Source organism: Gemmata sp. (genome assembly GCF_051859125.1).
Taxonomy (GTDB): domain Bacteria; phylum Planctomycetota; class Planctomycetia; order Gemmatales; family Gemmataceae; genus Gemmata.
Map to the genome: position 1 here is coordinate 20,424 of NZ_JBHYGG010000280.1, position 23,122 is coordinate 43,545.

16 protein-coding genes are annotated in these 23,122 nt (G+C 72.5%); 8 read left to right on the plus strand and 8 right to left on the minus strand.

Annotated features, from left to right (window positions below):
• Positions 1 to 918: a chemotaxis protein CheW gene (locus tag ACTIGN_RS28545; RefSeq protein WP_439630312.1), complete on the plus strand. Its 918-nt coding sequence runs from the start codon at positions 1 to 3 to the stop codon at positions 916 to 918.
• Between the two features lie 400 nt (positions 919 to 1,318).
• Here ACTIGN_RS28545 and ACTIGN_RS28550 read toward each other — a convergent pair whose 3' ends face one another.
• The 5 genes from ACTIGN_RS28550 to ACTIGN_RS28570 form a co-directional block, all read right to left on the minus strand.
• The gene (locus tag ACTIGN_RS28550; protein WP_439630314.1) at positions 1,319 to 1,594 is read right to left on the minus strand and encodes a hypothetical protein; all 276 of its coding nucleotides are present in this window, start codon (positions 1,592 to 1,594) and stop codon (positions 1,319 to 1,321) included.
• Positions 1,595 to 1,682: 88 nt separating this feature from the next.
• Positions 1,683 to 2,642 (minus strand): hypothetical protein, encoded by a 960-nt coding sequence (locus ACTIGN_RS28555; RefSeq protein ID WP_439630316.1) that lies wholly within the window; start codon positions 2,640 to 2,642, stop codon positions 1,683 to 1,685.
• Positions 2,639 to 3,217 carry an RNA polymerase sigma factor gene (locus ACTIGN_RS28560; RefSeq protein ID WP_439630318.1) on the minus strand — a complete coding sequence of 193 codons (579 nt, stop codon included), beginning with the start codon at positions 3,215 to 3,217 and terminating at the stop codon, positions 2,639 to 2,641. Before ACTIGN_RS28560 ends, ACTIGN_RS28555 begins: the two co-directional genes overlap by 4 nt.
• A 146-nt stretch (positions 3,218 to 3,363) precedes the next feature.
• Complete coding sequence (locus ACTIGN_RS28565) at positions 3,364 to 3,591, minus strand: tautomerase family protein (RefSeq protein WP_439630320.1); 228 nt, start codon at positions 3,589 to 3,591, stop codon at positions 3,364 to 3,366.
• Between the two features lie 105 nt (positions 3,592 to 3,696).
• On the minus strand, positions 3,697 to 5,151 hold the full coding sequence (locus ACTIGN_RS28570; RefSeq protein WP_439630410.1) for a calcium-binding protein: 1,455 nt from the start codon (positions 5,149 to 5,151) through the stop codon (positions 3,697 to 3,699).
• Positions 5,152 to 5,700: 549 nt separating this feature from the next.
• Between ACTIGN_RS28570 and ACTIGN_RS28575 the strand changes: the two genes are divergently transcribed.
• Both ACTIGN_RS28575 and ACTIGN_RS28580 read left to right on the plus strand, forming a co-directional pair.
• Positions 5,701 to 9,045, plus strand: a complete 3,345-nt coding sequence (locus ACTIGN_RS28575; RefSeq protein WP_439630322.1) for a protein kinase domain-containing protein — start codon at positions 5,701 to 5,703, stop codon at positions 9,043 to 9,045.
• A 205-nt stretch (positions 9,046 to 9,250) separates the two neighbouring features.
• Positions 9,251 to 10,636: an efflux RND transporter periplasmic adaptor subunit gene (locus ACTIGN_RS28580; protein WP_439630324.1), complete on the plus strand. Its 1,386-nt coding sequence runs from the start codon at positions 9,251 to 9,253 to the stop codon at positions 10,634 to 10,636.
• Between the two features lie 52 nt (positions 10,637 to 10,688).
• Here the strand turns inward: ACTIGN_RS28580 and ACTIGN_RS28585 are convergent, their stop codons facing one another.
• From ACTIGN_RS28585 to ACTIGN_RS28595, 3 genes are all read right to left on the minus strand, one after another.
• The gene (locus tag ACTIGN_RS28585) at positions 10,689 to 13,904 is read right to left on the minus strand and encodes an efflux RND transporter permease subunit (RefSeq protein WP_439630326.1); all 3,216 of its coding nucleotides are present in this window, start codon (positions 13,902 to 13,904) and stop codon (positions 10,689 to 10,691) included.
• A 220-nt stretch (positions 13,905 to 14,124) separates the two neighbouring features.
• Positions 14,125 to 15,693 carry a hypothetical protein gene (locus ACTIGN_RS28590; protein WP_439630328.1) on the minus strand — a complete coding sequence of 523 codons (1,569 nt, stop codon included), beginning with the start codon at positions 15,691 to 15,693 and terminating at the stop codon, positions 14,125 to 14,127.
• A 153-nt stretch (positions 15,694 to 15,846) separates the two neighbouring features.
• Positions 15,847 to 18,768 carry a protein kinase domain-containing protein gene (locus tag ACTIGN_RS28595; protein ID WP_439630330.1) on the minus strand — a complete coding sequence of 974 codons (2,922 nt, stop codon included), beginning with the start codon at positions 18,766 to 18,768 and terminating at the stop codon, positions 15,847 to 15,849.
• 580 nt (positions 18,769 to 19,348) lie between these two features.
• Between ACTIGN_RS28595 and ACTIGN_RS28600 the strand changes: the two genes are divergently transcribed.
• From ACTIGN_RS28600 to ACTIGN_RS28620, 5 genes are all read left to right on the plus strand, one after another.
• Positions 19,349 to 19,825 carry a DUF2924 domain-containing protein gene (locus ACTIGN_RS28600; protein WP_439630412.1) on the plus strand — a complete coding sequence of 159 codons (477 nt, stop codon included), beginning with the start codon at positions 19,349 to 19,351 and terminating at the stop codon, positions 19,823 to 19,825.
• Between the two features lie 63 nt (positions 19,826 to 19,888).
• On the plus strand, positions 19,889 to 20,947 hold the full coding sequence (locus ACTIGN_RS28605) for a DUF1559 family PulG-like putative transporter (protein WP_439630332.1): 1,059 nt from the start codon (positions 19,889 to 19,891) through the stop codon (positions 20,945 to 20,947).
• Positions 20,948 to 20,959: 12 nt separating this feature from the next.
• Complete coding sequence (locus ACTIGN_RS28610) at positions 20,960 to 21,391, plus strand: hypothetical protein (protein ID WP_439630334.1); 432 nt, start codon at positions 20,960 to 20,962, stop codon at positions 21,389 to 21,391.
• A gap of 19 nt (positions 21,392 to 21,410) precedes the next feature.
• On the plus strand, positions 21,411 to 22,034 hold the full coding sequence (locus tag ACTIGN_RS28615; RefSeq protein WP_439630336.1) for an ArsI/CadI family heavy metal resistance metalloenzyme: 624 nt from the start codon (positions 21,411 to 21,413) through the stop codon (positions 22,032 to 22,034).
• Positions 22,035 to 22,059: 25 nt separating this feature from the next.
• Positions 22,060 to 23,121: an ArsI/CadI family heavy metal resistance metalloenzyme gene (locus ACTIGN_RS28620; protein ID WP_439630338.1), complete on the plus strand. Its 1,062-nt coding sequence runs from the start codon at positions 22,060 to 22,062 to the stop codon at positions 23,119 to 23,121.
• Position 23,122 lies beyond the last annotated feature (1 nt).

Below are 23,122 nucleotides of genomic sequence, written 5' to 3' on the forward strand. Positions count from 1 at the left end.
ATGACGACTTCTGCGAGCGACTTGCGACTGATCCGGTGCACGACCGGCGACGTGACCGTCGGGCTTGACGTCCGCCACGTCGCGGCCGTCGAGCGCGGGGACCAACTGGCGGGCCGACAGCCCGGCGGGGGCCCCGGGGTGTTCCGCGCCCGCGACGCGGAGTGGCCCCTGGCCGACCTCCCCGGGGCCCCCGCCGGCCGCGTCGCGGGCTACGGGCACGTCGTGCTGTTCGACGGGCCGGGCGGGCGCGTCGGCCTCGTGGTCGACCGCGTCTCGGCGGTCGAGTCCGTCCCCCGGGCCGCGGTCACGCCACTCCCCATCGGGCTCGGCGAGGAGTGGGCGCGGAAGTTCTCGGGGGTCGCGGTCACGGCCACCGGCCCGCTCGCCGTTCTCGCGACGGGCGCCCCCGAGTGGGCCGCCCGGGATGCGGCCGCCGCGCCGACCGCGGCCGCGGCCGCGGCCGCCCGGGAGGGGCGGTCGTTCGTCCCGACCCGTCTGGTCACTTTTAGTCGAACCGAGTACCCGGGTCCCGGGGGGCGTGCGACGAGCATCGGGGTGCCCGTGGAGGCGGTCGCCGAGGTGTACGACCCCGACCCGGGGTCGCGGGTGCCGGGCGCGGCGGACCACGCCCGTGAGCTCGTCGTGTGGCGCGGCCGCCCCCTCGTCGTGATCGACGCGCTCCGCTGGGTGGGGCTCCCCGCCGCGGCGCCCGGGTCCCGCCGGGTCGTCGTGGTCCGCACCGGCTCCGGCGCGGTCGGCGTCCCCGCCGGGGCGGCCGCCCAGATCCTCCCCGCCTCGACCCCGTGCGTCGCCGCCCGCCGGAACCTCCCCTTGCGCTGGTCCCGCGTCGCGGCGGCGTTCGACACGAGCGACCAGACCGTCGTCGTCCCGGACTGGTCGCGCCTGGGGAGCACCTGACCGGCCCGACGGGTCCTCACAAAAAAGTGAAACGAGAACTCCCGGGCCGATGAGGCGTTGTTGTGAACGCGATCGGCCTGCACGACAAAGTTGGAACAAGCAACGACGGAAGGGAGCACAGCCCCGAGGCGGCGGGTTGAGCGCTGACGTACGTCGGGTTCGGCCTGCTTCAACACGATGTCCAGCGAGCCGCTGCGAGTTCCAGGGGCCGGTCGGGCTCGGAGCTCGACCGGATGTCGCTTACCGAGACCGGCCGGGGACGGTGGGCGAAGCGGCCGTGCGGCGGCGTCGCGGGCCGCGAACTCGGACGTGAGGTGCCGCGGGTGACCCGCGCCCGGCACCCCGAAGTGGTCGAGGAACTCGCGGCGCCGGGGCTGCGTGAACCGCCCGGCGGATGCGTTCAGGTTGGGACCCGCGGGCCGACCCGCTTCACCTCACTCCCGTCCGCGACCAGCACCGCGTCGAACGCCTCGCGGTGCTTGGCGTCGTGGTCGATGAGCACGTGCGTGGCCCGCAGGCCCCACTCGGCCACTTCCATCGAGGCATTCCGGGTCAACCGGGTGGTCCACTCGCCCGTGGGGTTGGTGGAGATCGCCGCCACGAACGCCCGCCGCGTGCCGACGCGCATGACGAACACCAGGTCGAGATCGACCAACCCGCCCCGCGCGGCCCGCACGGTCGGGATGTCGCGGCCCCAGAGCGCCGCGTGCCGCGCCGGTTCCCCAGCTCGGGCGGTCCTCGAAACAATCGGGTGCGTCGGTCGCTCACCCCAGTTGCTTCGCCTTCGCACGTAGAGTGGCTGCGATCAGTTGCACCGTCTCGTCCACAGCGGCCCGGACGACCAACGGGTCGGACCCGGCATCGAGAGCCTGCTGGTGCCCGTCGAGCCGCCTCCCCCACTCGCGGCAGTGCTCCAGCAACCACGCCTTGTCGGCCGGCGTCAGGGGCCCGTAGGCCGAGTGCATGAGCCGGGTGCACCCGATGCGGAGCTCGGCGACGCGGGTGCCCACGCCGGTCGCATCGGACGGTTGGTAGGCCGACCACTCCTCCGCACTGTCCGCCAGCTTGTTGAGGTAGCCCTTCGGGCTCTGTTGATCCAGGGCGAGCCCGCTCGGCTTGCCCCACCCCCACGCGATCTGCGCCTTCGGGAGGGCCGGTTCGTCCGGGCCGCGCGTCGCCAGGTAGCCCACCGCGACGACCAGGCACGCGGCGACGGCCGTGCTGGCGAACGCCCAGACCTTGTAGCCCCGCCCCGGTGACGGCTTCACCTGCCCGCTCGGCACCGACTTCGGTACGGCTTTCGGAGACGCCTTTCGGGTCGCTTGTTTTGTGGCGGCGGGCGGCGTGTCGTCGGCCGCGAGCACGCGGTCGAGTGACAGTTTGCCCCGCTCGAACGCATCGCGGAGGTCGTCCGACTGGAGCAGGACGGAGTCCCAGTACGGCCCGCCGTCGAGGGCGATTCGCTCCTGAAACGCGGCGAGCGTCGGGGGGTGCCTCAGGAGCTGGGAGAGGACCTCCGCGGGGACCGGGCCGAGGCCGTCCCGCATGGCGGTCGAGAGCCACCGGTCGAGCAGGGGCTGGGACGGGGCGTCGCCGGGGGGGGAGGGGAAGTGCGCCAGCAGCTCGGCGACGAGCCGGCCGAAGTCGGGAGACACCAGTTGCCGCTCGAGCCAGCGGGGCAATTCGGCCGGCTCGTCCGGGATGGTCATGGTGTGCAGCGTCACGGGGACGTCCCCTCCACGCACGCCTGGAGGTGTGCCTTGGCCTGGTGGAACGCCCGGTACGCCTTGTCCGGGGGAATGCCGGTGCGACCGCAGTACGCGTCGTAGCTCTCGCCGGCGACCCGGCTCCGCACCAGGTCGGCCACCCGGGCGTTGGCCCTCTCAAGCTTCTGGAGGCAGCGGGCCAGCGCCTCGCGCCGGTCCGCGTCGCCGGGGGACGGGTCCCACGGGCGGTGGTCGACCAGGTTGGCCTCGTCGGCGAGGGGCTCGGGCCGCCGCTTCCGCTGGTGGTCGATCACGACGGTCCGCGCGATCTGGTGGACCCATGCCCGGAAGTTGCCGCCCTTGAACTGCGTCGCCACCCCCTGCCACACCTTCGCCCACACGTCCTGGTGGACGTCGTCGACCGCCGCCCGGTCCACCCGGCCGCCGAGGAACGCGAGGAGCCGCCTCGCGTGCCGGTCGTAAAGCGTGCGGAACGCGGCCTCGGCCCGGCTCCGGGCCTGCGGCGACTCGCCCCGCCGCGCGCACGCGGCGGCGAGTTCCTCGTCCTGGACGTCGACCGTGTTCGGGGTCATCCTTCCGCACCTGGTACAGGGGAACCCGGTGCCATCGTATCCCGCCCCCTCGCCGTGACGAGGGCAAAAGGGCGGACGCCCGGCTCCGGCGCCCCGGTCGGCAATCGCTTCCCCGGCCGCCGGAGCACCGGAGCCCGCCACCGGCGCTAGCGGCGGGGCGTGACCCCCACCATCTCGTTCACGTCGTCGGCGGTGAGTGACTTCCCGCCGATGCCCCAGTCGCCGCCCTGGACCTCCTCGATGACGACCCACGTCACGGGACGCAAGGCCTCGCCCTCGATCGCCACCATCGCGTCGGTCAGCTTGCGAATCATTTCCTGCTTCTGGGCCTTCGTGAACACGCCTTCGATCAGTTTGACGCTCACCAGGGGCACGGTTCTCTCCAACGAGGGTTGTTGCGGAACGTGACGCTCGCTCGGACCGTCCGGGAGAAGCTGGAACGGCCGCGGCGGGCCGGCGGCCCGCCGCGGCCCTCGCGGTCACTGGATCAGGACGTTGTCGCCCGCCCCGCCGTCGAGCACGTCCAGGCCGCCGCCGCCGACGAGCACGTCGTCCCCCGCGCCGCCGATGAGGGTGTCGTTGCCGTCGCCGCCGATGAGGATGTCGTTGCCGGTGCCGCCGTCGGCACCGATGGCGCTTGCCGACATGCCCGAGGCGTCGATCACGTCGTCGCCCCCCAGGGCGTTGACCGTCAACTTGTCCGTCGTCTCGGCGCCGGTGATGTTGACCTGTGCGGCCAGGCCGAACACGCTGGTCCCGCTCGCGTCGCCGGCCGCCAGGATCACGTCGTCGCCGTTGGTGCCGTTGACGACGACCGTGTCGACCGCGCCGTCCCCGGCCCCGTTCGACCCCAGGTTCAGGTTCACCTCGGAGACGTCCGTCCCGCTCAGGTCGTTGACGGTGATCCTGTCCGCGCCGCCGAGGGCCGCGAAGTTGACGCGCTCCAGGTCGTTCGCGTCCATCGTGATGTTGGCCACGTCGCGGGTGAAGCGGAGGCGGCCGCCGTTGGCGGAGATGACGATGGTCTCGCTGATGTTCGCGCCGTTGAACTGCATGGCGTCGGTGCCGTCCTGCCCCTCGATCGTGTCGCTGCCGTCGCCCGGGTTCCACACGAACGTGTCGTCGCCGGCCCCCATCAGGGCCACGTCGTTGCCCCGCCCGCCGGTGATCGTGTCGTTCCCGTCGCCGCCGAGGAGCAGGTCGAGCCCGTCGCCGCCCGTGATGGAGTCGTCGCCGGTGCCGCCGTCGACGGTGAGCTTGATGAGGGGCGCGAGCCCGTTGCCGGCGGTGAACGTGTCGTTCCCGCCGTTCATGTTCACGACGAGGTTCTCGCTGGTGCCGATGTCGAGCGCGAACGGGGCCGGGGCGACGCGGTCGAACCGCACGCGGGTGCCGTTCGCGGTCACCGTGAACTGCTCGTCGCCGTTGCCGCCGTTCACCTCGACGGTGTCGGTGCCGCTCCCGCCCTCGTTCAGGTCGGTGTCGTCGCCCGGGTTCCAGATCATCCGGTCGTCGCCGGCCTCGCCGAACGCCCGGTCGTCGCCGTCGCCGCCGGTCAGCGCGTCGTTACCCGCCCCGCCGAACAGGAGGTCCGCACCGCCCTTGCCGAGCAGGGTGTCGTTCCCCGTCTGGCCGAAGAGTTGGTCCGTCCCCGAGCCGCCGGTCAGGACGTCGTTCCCGGCCCCGCCAAACAGGTTCGCTCTCGGGAGCGCGCCGTTCGTTTCGACCAGTGAGATCGTGTCGTTCCCGCCCTGACCGAACACCGAGATCGTCGCGGTGTTCGCCACCGTGGGGGTGGCGCCGATGACCTTCACCGCGCCGCCGTTGACCAGGATCGCCCCGGCCGCGTTGCGACTGATCGCAATCGAGTTGTCCAGGTTGTCGCCGATGACCGATAACGTTCCGGACGCGAACGTCGCGAACACGGCCGGCATCTCCCGGGTCTCGAGCGAGGCAACGGCCGGAACGAACCGGTTGGCACGGGCGGTCGCCGCCCGGGTGGTTCGCCGGCGGGCACCGCGGAGCATGGCCTGGAACATCGCCTTCAACATGACTTCTTTCTCGGAGAGTGGGACGGGCGAAACGAATTCCGACGCCTCTCGGTCAACGTGTCCGGGCAAGTCGTCGGGTGTGTCGCACGGGGAAACGGACGAGCGCGGCCGATCTCCGAGCAAATCGAAAAAAAGTTTCGGAGCTGGGTCCGGGCGCCGGAGTGCCGGACGAGCCAGCGTCTTGTGAGTGGTCCGGTTGGAGCGGACCGAGGGGAGTACGTGAAGGTGCCTTCGATCCACTCGCTCTCGCCGTCCAACCGTGGGATGACGGGTTCGCGTTCGGCTGCGAGCGGCGGATCGGCGGCGGCGGGCGGGGCTTGCTCGACCGGGGCGTACGGGTGCTTGACCCGTGCCGGGAGCGGGAGTCGTTGGCCGGCTGCGCCCGCTCGGGTAACATTGGGGCACGAGCCCTGTGCACCGCAACGAGCCGCCATGCCAAATTCCGATCCGCACGAGACCCTCGGCACCATCCCCGATACGCTTGGCGCCGACCCGAGCGGGACCCTCGCGCAGTCGCCCGACGAGGCCTCGCAGGCCGCCGCGGCGTCACGGGAACCCGTCGCCCCGGCGCTCCCCACCATCCCGGGCTACGAGATCGAGCGGGAACTCGGCCGGGGGGCGATGGGCGTCGTGTACCAGGCCCGGCAGGCCCTCCTGAACCGGCCCGTGGCCGTCAAGATGCTCCTGGACGGGCACTACGCCGAGTCGCTCGCCCAGGTGCGGTTCTTCATGGAAGCCGAGGTCGTGGGACAGATCCAGCACCCCAACGTGGTCCGGGTGTACGAGTTCGGCCAGCACGAGGGGCGACCGTACTTTGTTCTGGAGTACGTGGCCGGCGGCAACCTGGGCGAGAAGCTCGAGGCGGGCGGCCGCTTCGCACCGCGGGCGGCGGCCGAGATGGTCGCGAAGCTCGCCGACGGGGTCGCGGCCGCCCACGCCAAGGGCATCGTCCACCGCGACCTCAAGCCCGCCAACGTGATGCTCGACGAGTGCGGCGAACCGAAGGTCACGGACTTCGGGCTGGCCAAGGTCGGGAACTCGGGGATGACGGTCAGCGGCGCGATCATGGGGACCCCGAGCTACATGAGCCCCGAGCAGGCGGCGGGGCGGACCCGGGACATCGGCACGGCGGCCGACGTGTACGCCCTCGGCGCGATCCTGTACGAACTGCTGACGGGCCGGCCGGCGTTCCGGGCCGACTCGGTGATGGGCACGATCCAGCAGGTCCTGACGCGGGACCCGGCCCGCCCCGCGACGCTCGTACCGAGCGTCCCGCGGGACCTGGAGACCGTCTGCCTGAAGTGCCTGGAGAAGGACCCGAAGCGGCGGTACGGCACCGCGGACGCCCTCGCGCAGGACCTGCGGGCGTACCTCGACGGCCGGCCGATCACGGCCCGGCCGGTGGGGAACCTGGAGCGGGTCGCGAAGTGGACCAGGCGGAACCCCGGCCGGGCGGCCGCTGCCGCGAGCCTCGCGCTCGTCGCGCTCGCGGCGGCGGCGGGCGGGCTCCACGTCCAGCGGAGGCTCGCACGGCAGGAGCTCGCGGCCGAGGCGCGGCGCCTGGGCGACCTCGGCGAGGCGGCCGAGGCCGCCCGGCTCCGGGACCGGGAGCTGCGGGCCGAGTTGCTGGTGCAAGCGGTCACCACGGCGGAGACGGTCGAGATGCCGCACCTGCTCCGCGCCCTGGAGCCGGTCCGCGAGCTGGTTCGCACGCGACTGGCCCAACTGGCCGGGCGGCCGATCACCACCAAGCCGGGCCTGCACGGGCGGATGGCGGTGCTGGCCGAGGAACCGGGGCGGGCGGGGGAACTGGCCGCCCACCTGCCGCACTGCGAGCCCGACGAGTTGCTGACCATCCGTCACGTTCTGACGCCGCACGCGGCGGCCGTGGCCCCGGCGCTGTGGGCCGTTCTGAGCGACGAGCGCGCCACGCCCGGCCAACGGGTGCGGGCCGCCTGTGCCCTCGCCGGGTGGGACCCGGCCGACGCACGGTGGCCCCGGGTGGCGGAGCGGCTGGGTGGGGCGGTCACGCGGGCCGCGCCGAACGAGTTCGTGGTCTGGGTCCGGGCGCTGGAGCCGGTCCGCGCCCACTTGGTGCCGCCGCTCCTGCGGCGGTACCCGGGGGCGCTCCTGCGAATCGAGTCGGGTCAGTTGCCGGTGTCGGACCTGGTCCCCGAGGCCGCGGCGCTCGACCTGACGGCGAACCTGTTGGCGCAATACACGACGGACCGCCCGGCGGACCTGGCGGAGCTGGCGGTGACCCTCGGGCCCCGCCACTACCAGTTGTTCGCGGACTCGATCGCCGGGAAGAACCGCGCCGCACTGGTCCCGATCCTGAAGGCCGAGTTGCACAAGTCGGCGCTGCCGAGCTGGGCGATGAACGAGGACGCCGTGTCGGCGGTCGCCGCCCTGGCCGGCGCCGCTCCCGTCGCGGCGCTGGCGGACCCGGACCAACTGATCGACGCCCTGGCGCGGCGCCAGGCCAACGCCGCCGCCGTGCTCTTCACGCTCGGCGAGGTCGAGTCCGTGTGGCCGCTGTTGTCCCCGCGGGGGGACGCCGACCCAACCGTGCAGAGCTACTTGATCCGGCGGCTGGGAACCATCGGCGCGGACCCGGCGGTGCTGGTCCGGCGGCTCGCGTCGGAGCCCGACCCCCGGGCCCGGCGGGCGTGCCTGATCGCCCTGGGGGACTTTCCGCCCGAGCGGGTTCCACCCGCCGAACGCGACGCGCTCGTGGCGCGACTGCTGGAACAGTACCGCGACGCCCCGGACCCGGGGCTCCACTCGGCGATCGACTGGTTGCTGCGGCGGAAGTGGGGCCGGGCGGGGGCCGTCGAGGCGATCGACCGGGACCTGACCGGGGAGGCGCGAACCCGCGCGGCGGCGGCGGGGACTCACCCGGCGCTCCCGGCGGTGGCGGGGGCGGGGCTGGCGTGGGCCGCGACGCGACCCCTTGGCGCCGGCAAGGACTGGTTCGTGAACGGACAGGGCCAGACGTACGCGGTCGTCCGCGGCCCCGCCGCGTTCACCATGGGTTCGCCCGCCACCGAGCCCGGTCGGTTCACGGGGTACACCGACGAGACCCCGCACCCGAAGCGGATCCCCCGGAGCTTCGCCGTCTCGACGCGGGAGGTCACGAACGCGGAGTTCCTCCGGTTCCGCCCGGACCGGATCTGGATGTCCCGGTTCAGCGCGGACCCGGACGGCCCCGCGATCGGGATGACCTGGTACTCCGCCGCGGCGTACTGCAACTGGTTGAGTGAGCGGGAGGGGATCCCGAGCGACCAGTGGTGCTACGAGCCGAACCCGAAGGGGGGGTACGGGGAGGGGATGACGGTCCGGGCGGACCACCTCGGCCTGGCGGGCTACCGCCTGCCGACCGAGGCCGAGTGGGAGCTCGCGTGCCGGGCGGGTTCGGTGACGGCGCGGTTCTACGGGCGGGGGGAGGAGCTCCTCTCGCGGTACGCGTGGGGCCCCGGCAACGCGGACAGCCGCGCGGGTGCGGGGGGCCTGCTGCGCCCGAACGCCCTGGGGCTGTTCGACACGATGGGCAACGCCGAGGAGTGGCTCGAGGACCTGGGGCGGGACGAACCGCCCCAACGGATCGACGACACCGACGGGCCGCAGTCGGCGGTTCGCGAGGAGCACAACCGGGTCACCCGGGGCGGCTCGATCCTGAGCATCCCGATCTTCATGCGGTCCGCGAACCGCGACTTCCACCGGCCCGGCAACCGCGACTACGTGCTGGGGTTCCGCCCGGCCAAGACGCTGCCCTAGCCGCGACCGCCACCGCACCCGGCCCGGAACCTGACAAACATGGTGCCCGGCCCGCGGCCGGCGGAACCCCCCTGCGCTGCGCCGTGACGCACCGCTAAGATAGACGCACCGCCGCTCCCGTCGTGCCCCACGTGCCCGTCGCGACCCGTAGACGTGTCGCGGCCCACGTGCCGCCCGCCGCAGGCCCCACCCCGAGAGGCACCCCATGCTTCGTCCCCTCCCGATCCTGGCATCGGTCATCGCGCTCGCCGGTGCGGGCGGGTGCGGTAAGAACCCGCCCGCACCGGCCGCGGCCCCGGCGGCGACCGCACCGCAGATCGCGGTCGTGAAGCCCGAGAGGCGGGCGGTCAAGCGCGAGGTCGAGCAGCCCGGCATCGTCCACGCGTTCGAGGAGACGGTCCTCCGCGCGCGGCTCACCGCCTACGTCGGCGAGATCGCCGAGGACCCGCACAAGGTCGCCCGGCTCAAGACGAACACGCCGGAGAAGCAGGCGTGGCCGCCGCACGACCGCCTCATCGACATCGGCAGCCGGGTGAAGAAGGGGGACGTCCTGGCGCGCCTCGCGGTGCCCGAACTCGACCAGGAGGTGGCGCAGAAGCTCGCTCTGGTCAAGCAGGCCGAGGCCGAGGTGGTGCAGGCCCAGAAGGCGCTCGAGGCCGCGGGCGCCAACGTGGCCGCCGTCGCCGCCCTGGTCGCCGAGGCCGATGCCGGCGTGGACCGGACCCAGGCCCTCGCCGAGAGCTGGCAGAAGGAAGTCGACCGGTTCGCCAAGCTCGTCACCGGCGGCGTCGGCGACCTGCAGACCCGCGACGAGACGCTGAACCAGTTCAAGGCGGCCGGGGCCGGCCTGAAGGGTGCGGTCGCGAGGGTCGCGTCGGCCAGGGCCGCCGTCAAGAAGGCCCAGGCGGACCGCGACAAGGCCGCCGCCGACGTGACCGCCGCCCAGGCCCGCGAGGAGGTGGCCCGCGCCGACGCGGCCCGCGTGAAGGCGCTCCGGGGCTACGCCTCCATCGTCGCGCCGTTCGACGGCGTCGTCACGCGGCGGTCCGTCAACACCGGCGACTTTGTGGCCGCGGGGGACCGGACCGAGTTGTTCTGCGTCGCCCGGCTCGACCCGGTCCGGGTGGTCGTGCACGTCCCCGAGGCCGACGCCGCCCTCGTCGCGGTGGGGCAAGCGGTGCGGCTTTCCCTGCCCACCGGGAAGGCGGCCCCCGGCCCGGGGACCGTGGCGCGCGTGGCGTGGTCCCTGGAGCCCGGCTCCCGCACCCTCCGGACCGAGGTCGACGTGCCGAACCCGGACGAGGCCGTCCGCCCCGGGATGTACGTTCACGCGAAACTGTCGGCGGAACTGCCGGCCGCGTGGTCCGTCCCGGCCGCGGCCATCGGGAAGGCGGGCGACGAGCCCGTGATGTACCTGGTCCAGGGCGGGAAGGCCGTCCGCGTGCGGGTCGAGTTGCTCCGCGGCGACGCCCAGTTCACGCAGGTGAAGCGGTACAAGCTGCCGGGGGCGGGCGACTGGACCGAGGTGACCGGGGCCGAGGCCGTGGCCTCGCCCGCGGCGGCCCTCGCCGACGGCCAAAGCGTCCCGTAGTGCGGGCCGCGGTTCCCCGCGAACGGAACGGAAGGGAGGCCCGCGGCCGACCTCAGGCCCCGGGCACCGGGTCCTGTGCGGGGACGCTGTGGCGGCTGGCCGGGTCGTACGGGTCGAGCGACGCGGACGCGGTTCCGGCCCGGCCCATCACGAGTGCGAAGACCGCGGGGAGCACGAACAGGGTCGTGAACGTCGCGGCCAGCAGCCCGCCCACCACGGCCCGGCCCAGCGGGGCCGACTGCCCCTCGCCCACCGCCATCGGCACCATCCCGGCGATCATCGCGGCGCCCGTCATCAGGATCGGCCGGGCGCGGGACCGGGCCGCGTCCACCGCGGCGTCGGGGGCCGCCGCGCCGGCGCGGCGGGCGCGCTCCGCGAACGTGACGAGCAGGATCGCGTTGGCCGTCGCCACCCCGACGGCCGTGATCGCGCCCATGAACGACTGCAGGTTCAGCGTCGACCCGGTGGCGAGCAGGGCCGCGAGCACCCCGGCCAGCACGGCCGGGACCGGCGCGACGGACACCAGCGCGAGCCGGACGGACTGGAAGTACGCGGTCAGCATCAGCAGCACGGCGGCGACCGCGAACGCCAGCCCGAGGCCGAGGCCCTCGAACAGGTCGTCGAGCGGCGCGATCTGGCCGCGGACCTCGACCTGCACCCCGGCCGGCGGGGCGCCGGCGGCCCGGATCGCCGCCCGCACCTGCCGGCCCGCCGAGCCCAGGTCCTCCCCGGCCACGTTGGCCTGGAGCGTCACCGTCCGCCGCATGTTGAACCGGTGGACCTCGCCGGGCATCGTCCCCGCCTTCACGTCCCCGACGTCGCGGACCAGCACGGGCCTGCCGTGCGCCGCGGCGACCGGGATCAGTTCCAGGTCGCGCAGGGACTGCACGACCGTCTGCGGGACCTCGACCTGGACCTGGTAGCCGACGCCGGACGCCGGGTCCCGCCAGTAGTTCGGGGCCGTGAACCGGCTCGACCAGGTGAACGGGACGACGGCCCGGGCGGCCTGGTCCGCGGTCACCCCGGCGGTCGCGAGCTTGAGGCGGTCGAACCTCACGTCCGCCGTCGGGTAGTCGAGCGACTGCGTGTACTGGAGGTCGCGGAGGGCGGGCACCTTCCCCAGTTCCTCCCGGAGCTTGGCCGCGAACGCCCGGTTGTCCGCCATCTTCGACCCCGAGACCGCCACCTCGATCGGCGTCGGCGACCCGAAGCTCATCACCTGGTTGACGATGTCGGACGGCTCGAACGAGACGGTCAGGTCGGCGGCCCGGCGGTCGGCGCGGTCGGCGGGGACGCCCTCGGCCTTCCACTTCGCGGCGGCCCAGGCCCGGAGGTGCCCCGGGAGCGTCTCGCGGAGCCGGGCCTTCAGGGCCTCCACCGGCACGCGCCCCGGCTCGAGCGCGACCCGCACGAGGGCCTGCTCGGGGCCGCCGCTCCAGAGGTACAGGTTGAGCACCGGGTTCGTGGTCGGCACCATCCCGACGTACCCGAGGGACAGCGCCACGCCGCCCCCGCCGGCCTCCCGCTTGATCTGCTCGAGGGCCTCGTTCGCGAGGGCCTCGGTCTGCTCCAGCCGCGTCCCGGCCGGGGCCTTGAGGCGGAACTGGAACTGGCCGGCGTCCACCTGCGGGAAGATGTCCTCGCCGACGCGGGGGCCGAGGATCGGGAGCACGGCGACGCTCGCCAGCAGGAACGCGGGGGCCACCGCCCACCGCCCCGCGACGACCCGCCGCACGACGCCCCCGAACCACGTCCCCCGCCGGGCCGGGGCGTGCCGGCGGTGGCGGAGGAGCCACACGCACGCCACCGGGACGAACGTGCTCGACAGGGCGTAGCTCGCGACCATCGCGAACCCGACGGTCAGGGCGAGCGGGGCGAACAGCTCGCGGGCCGCCCCCGTGAGGAAGAACGCGGGGGCGAACACGGCCAGGACGCACAGCATCGCCAGGAGCCGGGGCACGGCCGTGTCCGCGTTCCCGCGGCGGACCGCGAGGGCGACCGAGTCGGTCCGCCCCATCTGCACGTGGATGTTCTCGACCTCGACGGTGGACTCGTCGACCAGGACCCCGACCGCCAGGGCCAGTCCGCCGAGTGTCATCAGGTTGACCGTGTTCCCGGACAGCCACACGCCGACGACCGCCGCGGTGAGCGCGAGCGGGATGTTCAGGACGACGACGACGACGCTCCGCCAGTCCCGGAGGAACAGCAGCACGATCAGCCCGACGAGGCCGGCCGCCAGGCCGGCCTCGACCGCGACCCCCTTGAGGGCCTCGGTCACGTGCGGCGACTGGTCCATCTCCAGCCCGACGGCGATGTCGTCGGGCAGCGCGGCCCGCATCTTGGGCAGGTTCGCCTTGACCCCCTCGACCACGGCCAGGGTGCTCGCGTCGGCCCGCTTGGTGACCGGGATGTACACGGCCCGGCGGCCGTTGACGACGGCGGCGCCGGTCTGGATGTCGGACGCGTCGTCGATCAGCGGCCGGCCGGTCACGGCGTCCCGGCGGAGCACGTCGCGCAGGTACACACCGGGCTTGACCTCGATCTCGCCGAGGTCCGCCGGGGCGACGACCAGCGCGTTGGTCGGGACGACCGGCATCATCTCCTGCACCCGCACCACGCCCGACGGGCTGATCGCGTTGCCGGTCGCGAGCGCGCGGACGACGTCGTCGGCCGAGAGGTCGTAGGCGCGGAGCCGGTCGGGGTCGGCCCGCACGACGACGGTGCGGACGCCCCCGCCGAACGGCGGCGGGGCCGACACGCCGGGGATGGCCGCGAACATCGGGCGGACCTTGAACAGCGCCTGGTCCTGGATCTGGGCGATCGACTTCGTCTCGCTGGACATGACCAGGTACCCGACCGGGACGCTCCCGGTGTCGAACCGGGTGATGAACGGCGACACCGTGCCCGGCGGCATGAACGCCCGGGCGCGGTTGGTGGTGGCGACGACCTCGGCCATCGCCACCCCCATGTCCGTACCGGGGTGGAAGACGAGTTTGCACATGCAGACGCCCTGGGCGTTCCGCGTCTCGACGTGCTTGATCCCGCTCACGTACAGGATCTGGTACTCGTAGTAGTTGGCGATCAGCCCCTCCATCTGCTGCGGGTCCATCCCGCCGTAGGGCTGGACGACGTAGACGACGGGCTGGTTCAGGGCGGGGAAGATGTCGACGCGGAGGCGGGACGCGGCGAGCCCACCGAGGCAGGCCAGGGCGACGACGCCGACCATCACCGTGACCGGCTGACGCAGCGCGAATGCGATTGGGTTCATCCCGAGATGATACTTCGGGCTCGGCCGGTGGGGCTCGCGGTCACCCTGGGGACTTGACAGAGTCGGATGTCGGCCGGAGTCCGTGCCCGTGGCTCATTCGCGCCCGCCGGCTCGGAGCGGGACCGCATTGCGGAGCGGCCGTAAGCCGAGGCGAGGATGGCGAACAGGGGCGGCAACAGTCGCAGGGCGCGCCGGCCCTCCGTTGCCGCGAGCGGGCGGGTTACTTCTTCGGCCCGATGGTGCCGCCGTCGTGCTCGATCTTGCACGCGGGCACAGCGGCGTGAAACTCCGCAAGCCCCTTTGGTGTCACCCCCGTGCCCCACAGGCCGAGGCGCGTTAGTCCCTTTAGTTCTTTGAGGTGAGCCAAATCCGAGTCTGTAAGAGACAAGCCCGTCAGAACTAGGAAAGAAAGATCTTTAAGTTCTTTCAGATGTACGAGACCGGATCCTGTTACCCTTGTGCTCCCGATTGCAAGATCCGTGAGACCTGCGCATCCCTTGAGATGAACCAGCCCGGCGTCCGTCACCGCCGTGGCGTGTATGTTGAGACTTTCCAGTCTCCCGAGTCCCTTGAGTTGAGCCAGGCCCGCGTCCGTTACCGTCGTATTGCTCAACCCCAGGTGCGTGAGACTGAACTGCCTGAAATTCGCCAAGTCGGCGTCCGCTACGGTCGTGTTGTCGAGCATCACCACTTTCAGCGCGAATCGCTCCTTGGGGAGGTCGGCCACGGCTTTGATGTCCTTCGCCACGCCGTTGATGCGAACGAACCCGCGCTGCGCGATCACCCACTCCGCCGCGGTGCGGTCGGGGTCGGCGGCCGCGGTCGCGGTCGGCTCGATGACGCCGCCGTCCCACGAGATCTTGCACTTCGGCAATGCCTTCGCTAGCTTCGCCACCCCGGCCGCGGTCACCTTCGTCCTCTTGAGTTCCAAAAATTCCAGCTTGGCGGTCTTTTGCAGCGGCTCGATCCCGTCGTCAGTCAACGGCGTGCCACTAATGAACAGCGTGGTCAATTCGCCGAAGCCAGCGATGTGAGTGAGCGCCGCGTTTGTAATTAATGTGTCGTGAATCGACAGTGTCACGAGCTTCGTCATACCCTTCAGGTGCTCCACCCCGGCGTCGGTCACCTGGCTGCCGGCGATATCCAACTCCGTCAGACCGACCAGCCCCTTGATGTGAGCCAGTCCGGTGTCCGTAATCCCTTTGAGTTGGTGCAGATTGAGGCTTACGAGTGACGTGCACCCCTTGAGGCGCTCAAGGCCCGCGTCGCCTGCCATCGTGTAAGCGAGAAAGACGCTGGTCACGGCGAACGGCGCGACGGGCAGTTGCTTCGCGTCCTTCACTTCGCCCCCGCCCGCGGCGTCCTTGACATACACCTTGCCGCCGACGGACAGCGCCCACTCGGCCGCGGCGCGGTCGGCGGCCCCGGACAGGTCCGGCAGGCGCAGCACGTACACCGTCTTGTTGGCGTTGTGCGTGACCAGGTGGCGGCCGTCGTCGGCCCACTGCGCCCACAGCACCGCGCCGGGCGCCCCCTTCCACTCCCAGAGCGTCTTGCCGGTCGCCACGTCCACGACGCACAACCCTTCGCCGGTGCTGTACGCGAGCCGCTGGCCGCCCGGGTGGAACCCCAGTGCCGCGACCCCGCCCACGTTCGTCCGCCGCACCTCGCGCGGCTCCCTGCCGGCGAGATCCACGACGACGAGTTCGGCGGTGCCGTCCGGGCTGTGGGCGAGGTAGCGGCCGTCCGGCGAGAGCGCGACCCGGTAGTTGTGGGGGGGCAACTTCACCGGCAGCGTCGCGTACTTCTCCGGCTTCGGCCCGGTGTTCCGCCAGACGGCGAGTGCGTGTGGACCGGCGTCTGTCCCGCCCCACATGAAGACGCCGACTGTTCGCCCGTTCGCCGCGACTGCCAAGTTCCACGCCCCCGGCGCGTCGACAGCTCACTTCTTCGCCGGCGGCCGGGCACCGACGTCCCACACGTCGGCCCCGCCCGCCGGGGCGCGCAGTACTGCGACGGTCATGCCGTCGCCCGCCCCCGCCCCCCACACGCCCGGGCCGAACGGCTCGGACGCCGGCTCCCACTTCCCGCCCGCGAGGCCGAACAGCTGGAGGCGGTCGTTCGGCACACAGGCCAGCCACCGGCCACCGCCAACTGCCGAGGGGAAGTGGGAGCCGGTGGCCAGGAACACGTCCGGCCCTGCAGCGAGCCCCGGCCGCGGGCCGGTGAGGTCCCACAGTTGCGACCGTCGCTCGGGTCCGTAGCGGGGCAGCAGCGCGCGGCCGGCCTTGGCATCGAGTACCGGGTTGGTGGGGAACGCGGCGGCCGGGTCGAACGGGGCGATCTCCTTCGGCTCGGTGCCGGTCAGGTCCCAGAAGCGGGCGAACCCGTCGCCGTTGGCGACCACCGCCCGGTTGCCGTCGGCGCTGAACGCGACTCGACCGAAGACGGGGTAGCTCGTCTGATCCCGCCAGCCGGCGAACTTCGGTTCCGCGCCGTCGATGCGGAACAGCGCCGTGTCCGTGTTCGTCCTCTCCATCCACCGGCCGTCGGCCGAGAACGTGAGCCAGCCGCCGGCGTTCTCGTTGATCCGGTGGACGAGCTTCGGCGGCTTCTGGCCGACGTCCCAGAGTTGCAGGTGATTGTCGCCGAGTATGGCCAGTCGCTTGCCGTCCGGCGAGATGCCGCTGGGGTAATCCTTCTCCGCCAACTTGATCGGCAGTTCCTCGTCGCCCGCGAACTTCGCCCCCTTGACCGTCGCCCGGCGGAGCTTCCCGTCCGGCGCGGTGTACACGACCTGGTTCGCGTCGCCGGCCACCAGGACGGGGGTCTCCTTCGCCCGCTCCTTCACCTGCACGAGCCGCGGCGTCCCGTCCGTCAGGTCGAACAGGCCGATCGGGTCGTCGTGACTGATTGCCACGAGCGCCCGCCCGCCCTCGCATAGGACGGTGCTAAAGACGCCGTTCCACCCCTTGCCGTCCGGTCGGTTCGGGAGGGTGTGAACGGTCGCAACGGGCTCGGGCCCGGACAGGTCGTACACGGCCAGCCGGCTGCCGATGGAGCACACGAGCCGACGGCCGTCCGGGGTGAAGTGGAGTGAACCGTTGTGGTAGTCGCCTTCCGTCAGCCGCCACTTGGCCGCACCGGTGGCCGCGTCCCAGATGATGAGGCTGTCGCCCCTGCACGCCGCCCGCGTGGCGGCCAGCTTGCCGTCGGCGGAGATCGCCGCGGAGAAGACGGGCCCCCAGTGCCGCCGGGCGTGGGTGCCGATCACCGCGACGAGTTCCCTCGGCTGCCAGCCGAACCGCTCGGCCGCGGGAATCTCCTTCGCGTCGAGCGTGTCGAACGGCGACTGCCCGGCCGGGACCGGCTTCCACTCCGGGCCCGGCTGCCACGTGGCCGGGCCGACTGCTGCCACCTTCTTTGTGCCCTTCTCGACCGGGACCGCGGCTCCGTCCGGCACCTGGACCTCGGCTACCGTGCCGTCCTTCTTTCCGGTATTCATGATGACGCCCGCCGCAACCGCGACCGTGCCGGCCAGCGCGAGCAGTGCGGCGACCAGCAGCACCGGCCCGCGCTTCCCCCGGGCCGGGCGGGGCACCGGCGCTTCTTCGGTCGGCGTGGGCTCACCGCGAACTGCCGAGGCGGCGACCGATGCAAAGGAGTGATCCGGCTCCGTGTCCGCGATGCACTCCCACGGGTCGGCGGCGGTCGCCGCCGGGGCGTACATCACCGGGACCGGGAGCGTCTGGTTCATCCCCGCCCCGACCGCCCGCAGGGCGTCGGCCGCCGCCTCGGCACTCGCGGGCCGGTGCCCGGGGTCCTTGGCCAGGAGCCGCATCGTGAGGGCGTCGAGGTCGGCCGGCACCTGCGGGTTCAGATCCGCCGGCCGGGGCGGGTGGTGCGTGGTCACCGACACCAGGATCGCCGGAGTGTTCTTGCCCGCGAAGGGCGGGCGGCCCGCGAGCATCTGGTACAGCACGACGCCGAGGCTGAACAGGTCCGTGCGGGCGTCCACGGGCTCGCCGGTGGCCTGCTCGGGTGACATGTACGCCGGGGTGCCGACGATCGCCCCCTGCTGGGTCACCGCGTCCCCGCCGTCCCCGTCCGACTCCGCGCGGGCGAGCCCGAAGTCGAGGACCTTGACGCCGAGCCGCTTCCCCTCGAGCCAGATGTTGGCCGGCTTGATGTCGCGGTGGACGAGACCCTGCTCGTGCGCCGCGGCGAGCCCCTCGGCCACCTCGCGCGCGATCCGCACGGCCTCGCCGACGGGCACGTGCGGGTTGGCCCGGAGCGCGTCGCCGAGGGTCTGCCCCTTGAGGAGCGGCATGGTGATGAGGGCGACGTCGCCGACCTCGGCGACCTGGTAGATCGCGATGACGTGGGGGTGCTCGACGGCCGCCTGGGACCGGGCCTCGCGGAGGAACCGGGCCTTCGCGGTCGGGTGGCTGGCGAACTGCGGGAGCATCACCTTGAGCGCGAGTTGCCGGCGCAGGGCCGGGTCCTCGGCCCGGAACACGACCCCCATGCCGCCCGCACCCAGCACGCCCAGCACCCGGTATGGCCCGAGGCGGCCGATCTCGTCGGGCCGCTGCGGCGGGGCCAGGAACGGGAACTCGGCCGACGGGGGCGGGCCGCTCGGCCCGGCGAGGGTCTCGTCCGTGAGGTCGCCGCGGGAGCCGGCGACGATCGAGGCGGTTTCCGGGAACGCCGAGGACGGTGAGGGGCTCGTCTGCTCGGTGGCGCCGGAGTCGAGCGGGAACCTGCCGCCGCACTCGGGGCAGGTCGCGACGGCCGCCCCCGGCGCCACGGTGACTCGGATTGTGGCGCGGCACGCGGGGCAGACGACGGCCTGGGCGAGCATGTCCGGCCCCGGAGGGAGAGGAGGTGTGGAACCGCCTCATTCTGCGCCCGCCCGGGGGCCGCGGCAAGAACATCTCCCGGCGTTCATGACAGGTGCGACGGGCGTTGTCGGCGGTCCGACACAGTGGGCGGACCGGACAACAGTAGGCGCCGCGCTCGCCGCACCCGACACTTCGAACGCGGCCGGGGTAGTTCCTGGGTAGGGAGGAAGCCGCGGCACACGCCGCGGGCGGCCCCCACCGAGGTGCTCCGTATGGGCCCGCCCCCGCACGTCCCGACCGACCCGGCCCGGCTCTCCCCCGCGGACCGCACCCGCGCCGTCGCCGCGCTCCTCGCCGCCGGCCTGCTCCGCCTCGCGTTGCCCACTCACCCCGCCGGTTCTGACCCCGCAGAACCCTCGAAATTCCGCACGAACGACCTTGCGGTGCGGTGCGGGACGAGCGTCACTGCCCGCGCCGGTGACGGCACCGAGAGCACCAGATTCCCAGTAGACCGTCGATGAGCGTACACGTCACGGGAGGTCGCCGCGCTCCAGCGTCTCACCACCAAGCAACTCCGGCCGCACGTGGCTGGTCCGCCGCATCGCGTGGCGGCTCCAGTGCCTCGCCCAAGCGGGCTCTCGGACCGCGCGAGAGGGGGCGACCGAGTTGGCGTGCGACGCGTACCTCCGCCTCAACCCGCCGTTAACGCCCGCACCGGCACCGACGACCGCACCGACCGCAGTGGCCACGAGCCACACGGTGACGCTCGCCGTCGGGCCGGGCCCGGACCGCCGGCTCCCGCCCCCGGGCACGGTCCTCGCCCGGCCGTACAAGGGGGGCACGGTCCGGGTCACGGTCCTCGCCACCGAGTTCGCGTTCGAGGGCGCGGCGCACGGGTCCCTGAGCGCCGCGGCCAGGGCCGCCACCGCCACCCACTGCAACGGGTTCCTGTTCTTCCGACTCCACACGAAGGGGGCCGCGGCTCGCGTAGATATCGGTTTTGAACCGGACGGGCGTGGACATCCTTTTCGTACACGACGGAAGAATCTGGTGGCCGGGCGAACGGCTGCCATCTAACATCTTGTCAACAGGGCACCTGTCACCGAATCGCAGGCGGACCGCTCTTGCCAAGGGTGCAAAATGAGCCGTCGTTCCGGGTTCACGCTGATCGAGCTACTGGTGGTGATCGCGATCATCGCCGTCCTGATCGGTCTGCTGTTGCCGGCCGTCCAGAAGGTCCGCGAGGCCGCCGCCCGCGCCCAGTGCCAGAACAACCTCAAGCAACTCGGGATCGCGTACCACAGCTACGCCTCGGCCAACAACAACAAGATCCCGCCCTCGGGCGTCCGGGGCACGTGGCTCGGCGGCCTCCAGGCGGTCAAGCACGGCTGGGGTACGTTCCTGCTGGCGCAACTGGAACAGGAGAACGTGTTCCGCCTGTACCGCTGGGAAGAAGACCAGGCAAGCGCGAACAACCAGCCGCTCATACTGACCAATCTCAAGGTGATGCGGTGCCCGTCCAGTCCCGACACCAGGCAGGACTACGAGTACAACTCGTCGTCCACAGGGATCCTTTTGGCACCCGCCAACCGGTGGAAGGCCGCGGTCGGGGACTACATGCCGTGTCAGGGCTTCCGGACGGAGGCTTGGGACCTATTCGGCAAGCAGCCGCACTCGAGCCAGGCGACGCTGCTCGACGGCACGAACGACAAGTACATCCGCATCTGCGCCCAGAACATCGCGGAGTACACCCCGCTGCTCTCCATCACCGACGGGCTGTCGAGCACGATCCTGCTGGGTGAGGGGTCGATGCGGCCGCGGTTCATGATCCTGCGGAAGGACGTGACCGACGACCCGGCCCGACAGGGCAACATCGGCACCCCCGGGAACCCGACCGCGTCGGCCCCCACCCCCCAGGGGCACCCCAACCTCGGCGTGGGCATGCACATTAGTCACGCGGGGTGGTCCGACGCGCTGTCCGCGTTCCAGTTGTTCGGGTCCACCGCCGACGGCGTCGGCCAGCCCGGCCCGTTCGCAATCAACAGGACCAACGACCACAACTACTACAGCTTCCACACCGGCGGTGCCAACTTCCTCCTCGCCGACGGCTCGGTGCGGTTCCTGAACGAGGGCACCCCGACGAGCCTGCTAATCGACCTGAACACGAAGGCGTACGGGGAAGTGGCCACCCTGGACTAATACGAGGTTCCCGTGATCCGAATGCGCCTCCGCACGGCCCGGGTGGTCGTCGTCCTCGCCGTTCTGTTTGCCGTCGGGTGCGCGAGCGGCGACGGCCGGGTCCCGGTCAATAAGACCACCGGTCGGCTGGAATGGCCCGGCCACACCGTGCTCGGGCTGATGGTGGTGCTCCACCCGACCGACCCGGCCGCCCCCAAGCTGCCGGCGCAGTTGACCGGGGTCGTGCAGGCCGACGGCACCTTCGCGGTCGCCTGCTACGACATGACCGACGGCGCCCCGGCCGGCGAGTACGTGGTCACCATCCGCGAGGCCCCGCTCCCGGACGACAGGCCGGGTCCGAAGTTGCCCCCGGCCAAGTACCGCGACGCGAAGACGTCGCCCCTGCGGGTGACAGTCGAGAAGAAGTCGGTGAACGAACTCGCCCCGCTCACCATCACCAACTGACCCCTTCCAGAGCACGCACATGCCGGGCTTGACCGTGATCGGGCAACCGGTCGCCTTTCACATGGCGGTCAACGTCACCGACCTGGACCGGGCGGTCGCGTTCTACCGCGTCCTGTTCGGCACCCCGCCGGTCAAGTGCCACGCGGACTACGCCAAGTTCGAGCCCGCCGACCCGCCCGTGGTCTTCACACTGATGCCCGGCGCGGCCCGGCCCGGCGGGGTCGTGTCGCACCTCGGCCTCCGGCTCGCGTCCGAGGCCGCGGTCCGGGCCGTCCAGCGGCGGCTGGAGGCGGCCGGGGTCCGCACCCGCGAGCAGAACGGGACCCGCGGGTGCTACGCGGTCCAGACCAAGGTGTGGGTCGAGGACCCGGACGGCAACCCGTGGGAGATCTACATCGTCACCGGCGACCTCACGGGGGCGGACGTGACCGGGGGGTGCATGGGCGGGTCCGCCGCGTGCGGCGGCGGGGCCGGCGGGGTGGTCGTGTACCGGGGGCCGTTCCGGGAGCTGGCCGACGGCTCCGGGCGGGTGTTCCCCCGGGGCGAACCGGTGCCCGTGCCCGCCGACTTATGGGAGTCGCTCCGCCAGGGGCCGGCCGCGGACCAGTTCGTCTTCGCGACCCCGCCCGGTGCCGGGCACTAACCGAACTTCCCACCCGGAGCCCGCGATGAGCGCCGTTCTCGCACCGGTTACCCCGGCGACGACCCCGAAGTTCCACTTCAGCCTGTGGGTCACGGACCTCGCGCGAACGGTCGCGTTCTACCGCGTGCTGTTCGGGCACGAGCCGCACAAGCACTACGCGGACTACGCGAAGTTCGAACTCGCCGACCCGCCCCTCGTGCTCTCGTTCCTGCCCCAGCCGGCCCCGCGGGGTGCGTCGCTGAACCACGCCGGGCTGCGGCTCCCGGACGCGGCCGGGCTGGTCGAGGTGCAACGGCGGCTCGAGCGGGCCGGGTTCCCGACCGTCCGCGAGGACGGCGTGGAGTGCTGCTACGCGCTGCAGACCAAGTTCTGGGTGACCGACCCGGACGGGGTGCCGTGGGAGGTCTACACGGTCCACGGGAACATCGGGCACTACGGCCGGGAGCGCACGACCTCGCCCGCCGCCGTTTCGCCGGCCCCGGCCGCGGTCCCGGTGCCACCGGCGACTCGGGCGGCCTGGACCCACACGCTGCCCGACCCGTTCCCCGAGCGGCTCCCCCTCGTCGACGGCTCGCTCGACGAGGTGGCTCTCCTCAACACCTTCAACGCGGCCGGCGGCCGCGCGGCGTTCGCGGCCGCCCTCGCCGAGGCGGCCCGGGTACTCCGCCCCGGGGGCAAGCTGACCGTCCGCGGGCTCGTCGGGGACCGGCCGTACCCCGGCACCCCGGATTTTCCGGGGCTCTCCGCCAAGTACCGGTACGTCCCGGTCCCGGCCGAGCCGTTTTCAGCGATTACCGCCGCCGGGTTCCGTGGCACCGAGGTCGAGACCTGGAAGGACGTGGGGTGCGTCGCGGACACGACCGGGGTCCGGTTCCGGGTAGTCGCGGCGACCGCCACGAAGCCCCCCGCCGACGCGGGGGACCGGCCCGCGGTGGCCGCGCGGTACGACGGGCCGTTCGCGTCGCTGACCGATGACGACGGGACGGTGTTCCCGCGGGGCACGCCGGTGCCCGTGTCCGCGGCCCGCGCCGAGGCGATCCGCACCGGTCCAGTGGGTCCGTCCTTCACCTTCGCCCCTCTGAGTTGAG

Coding starts and splice junctions, on each gene's coding strand:
- ACTIGN_RS28545 (WP_439630312.1), top strand. CDS start 1: ATGACGACTTCTGCGAGCGACTTGCGACTGATCCGGTGCACGACCGGC.
- ACTIGN_RS28560 (WP_439630318.1), bottom strand. CDS start 3,217: ATGACCCCGAACACGGTCGACGTCCAGGACGAGGAACTCGCCGCCGCG.
- ACTIGN_RS28570 (WP_439630410.1), bottom strand. CDS start 5,151: ATGCCGGCCGTGTTCGCGACGTTCGCGTCCGGAACGTTATCGGTCATC.
- ACTIGN_RS28575 (WP_439630322.1), top strand. CDS start 5,701: ATGCCAAATTCCGATCCGCACGAGACCCTCGGCACCATCCCCGATACG.
- ACTIGN_RS28580 (WP_439630324.1), top strand. CDS start 9,251: ATGCTTCGTCCCCTCCCGATCCTGGCATCGGTCATCGCGCTCGCCGGT.
- ACTIGN_RS28585 (WP_439630326.1), bottom strand. CDS start 13,904: ATGAACCCAATCGCATTCGCGCTGCGTCAGCCGGTCACGGTGATGGTC.
- ACTIGN_RS28595 (WP_439630330.1), bottom strand. CDS start 18,768: ATGCTCGCCCAGGCCGTCGTCTGCCCCGCGTGCCGCGCCACAATCCGA.
- ACTIGN_RS28605 (WP_439630332.1), top strand. CDS start 19,889: ATGAGCCGTCGTTCCGGGTTCACGCTGATCGAGCTACTGGTGGTGATC.
- ACTIGN_RS28615 (WP_439630336.1), top strand. CDS start 21,411: ATGCCGGGCTTGACCGTGATCGGGCAACCGGTCGCCTTTCACATGGCG.
- ACTIGN_RS28620 (WP_439630338.1), top strand. CDS start 22,060: ATGAGCGCCGTTCTCGCACCGGTTACCCCGGCGACGACCCCGAAGTTC.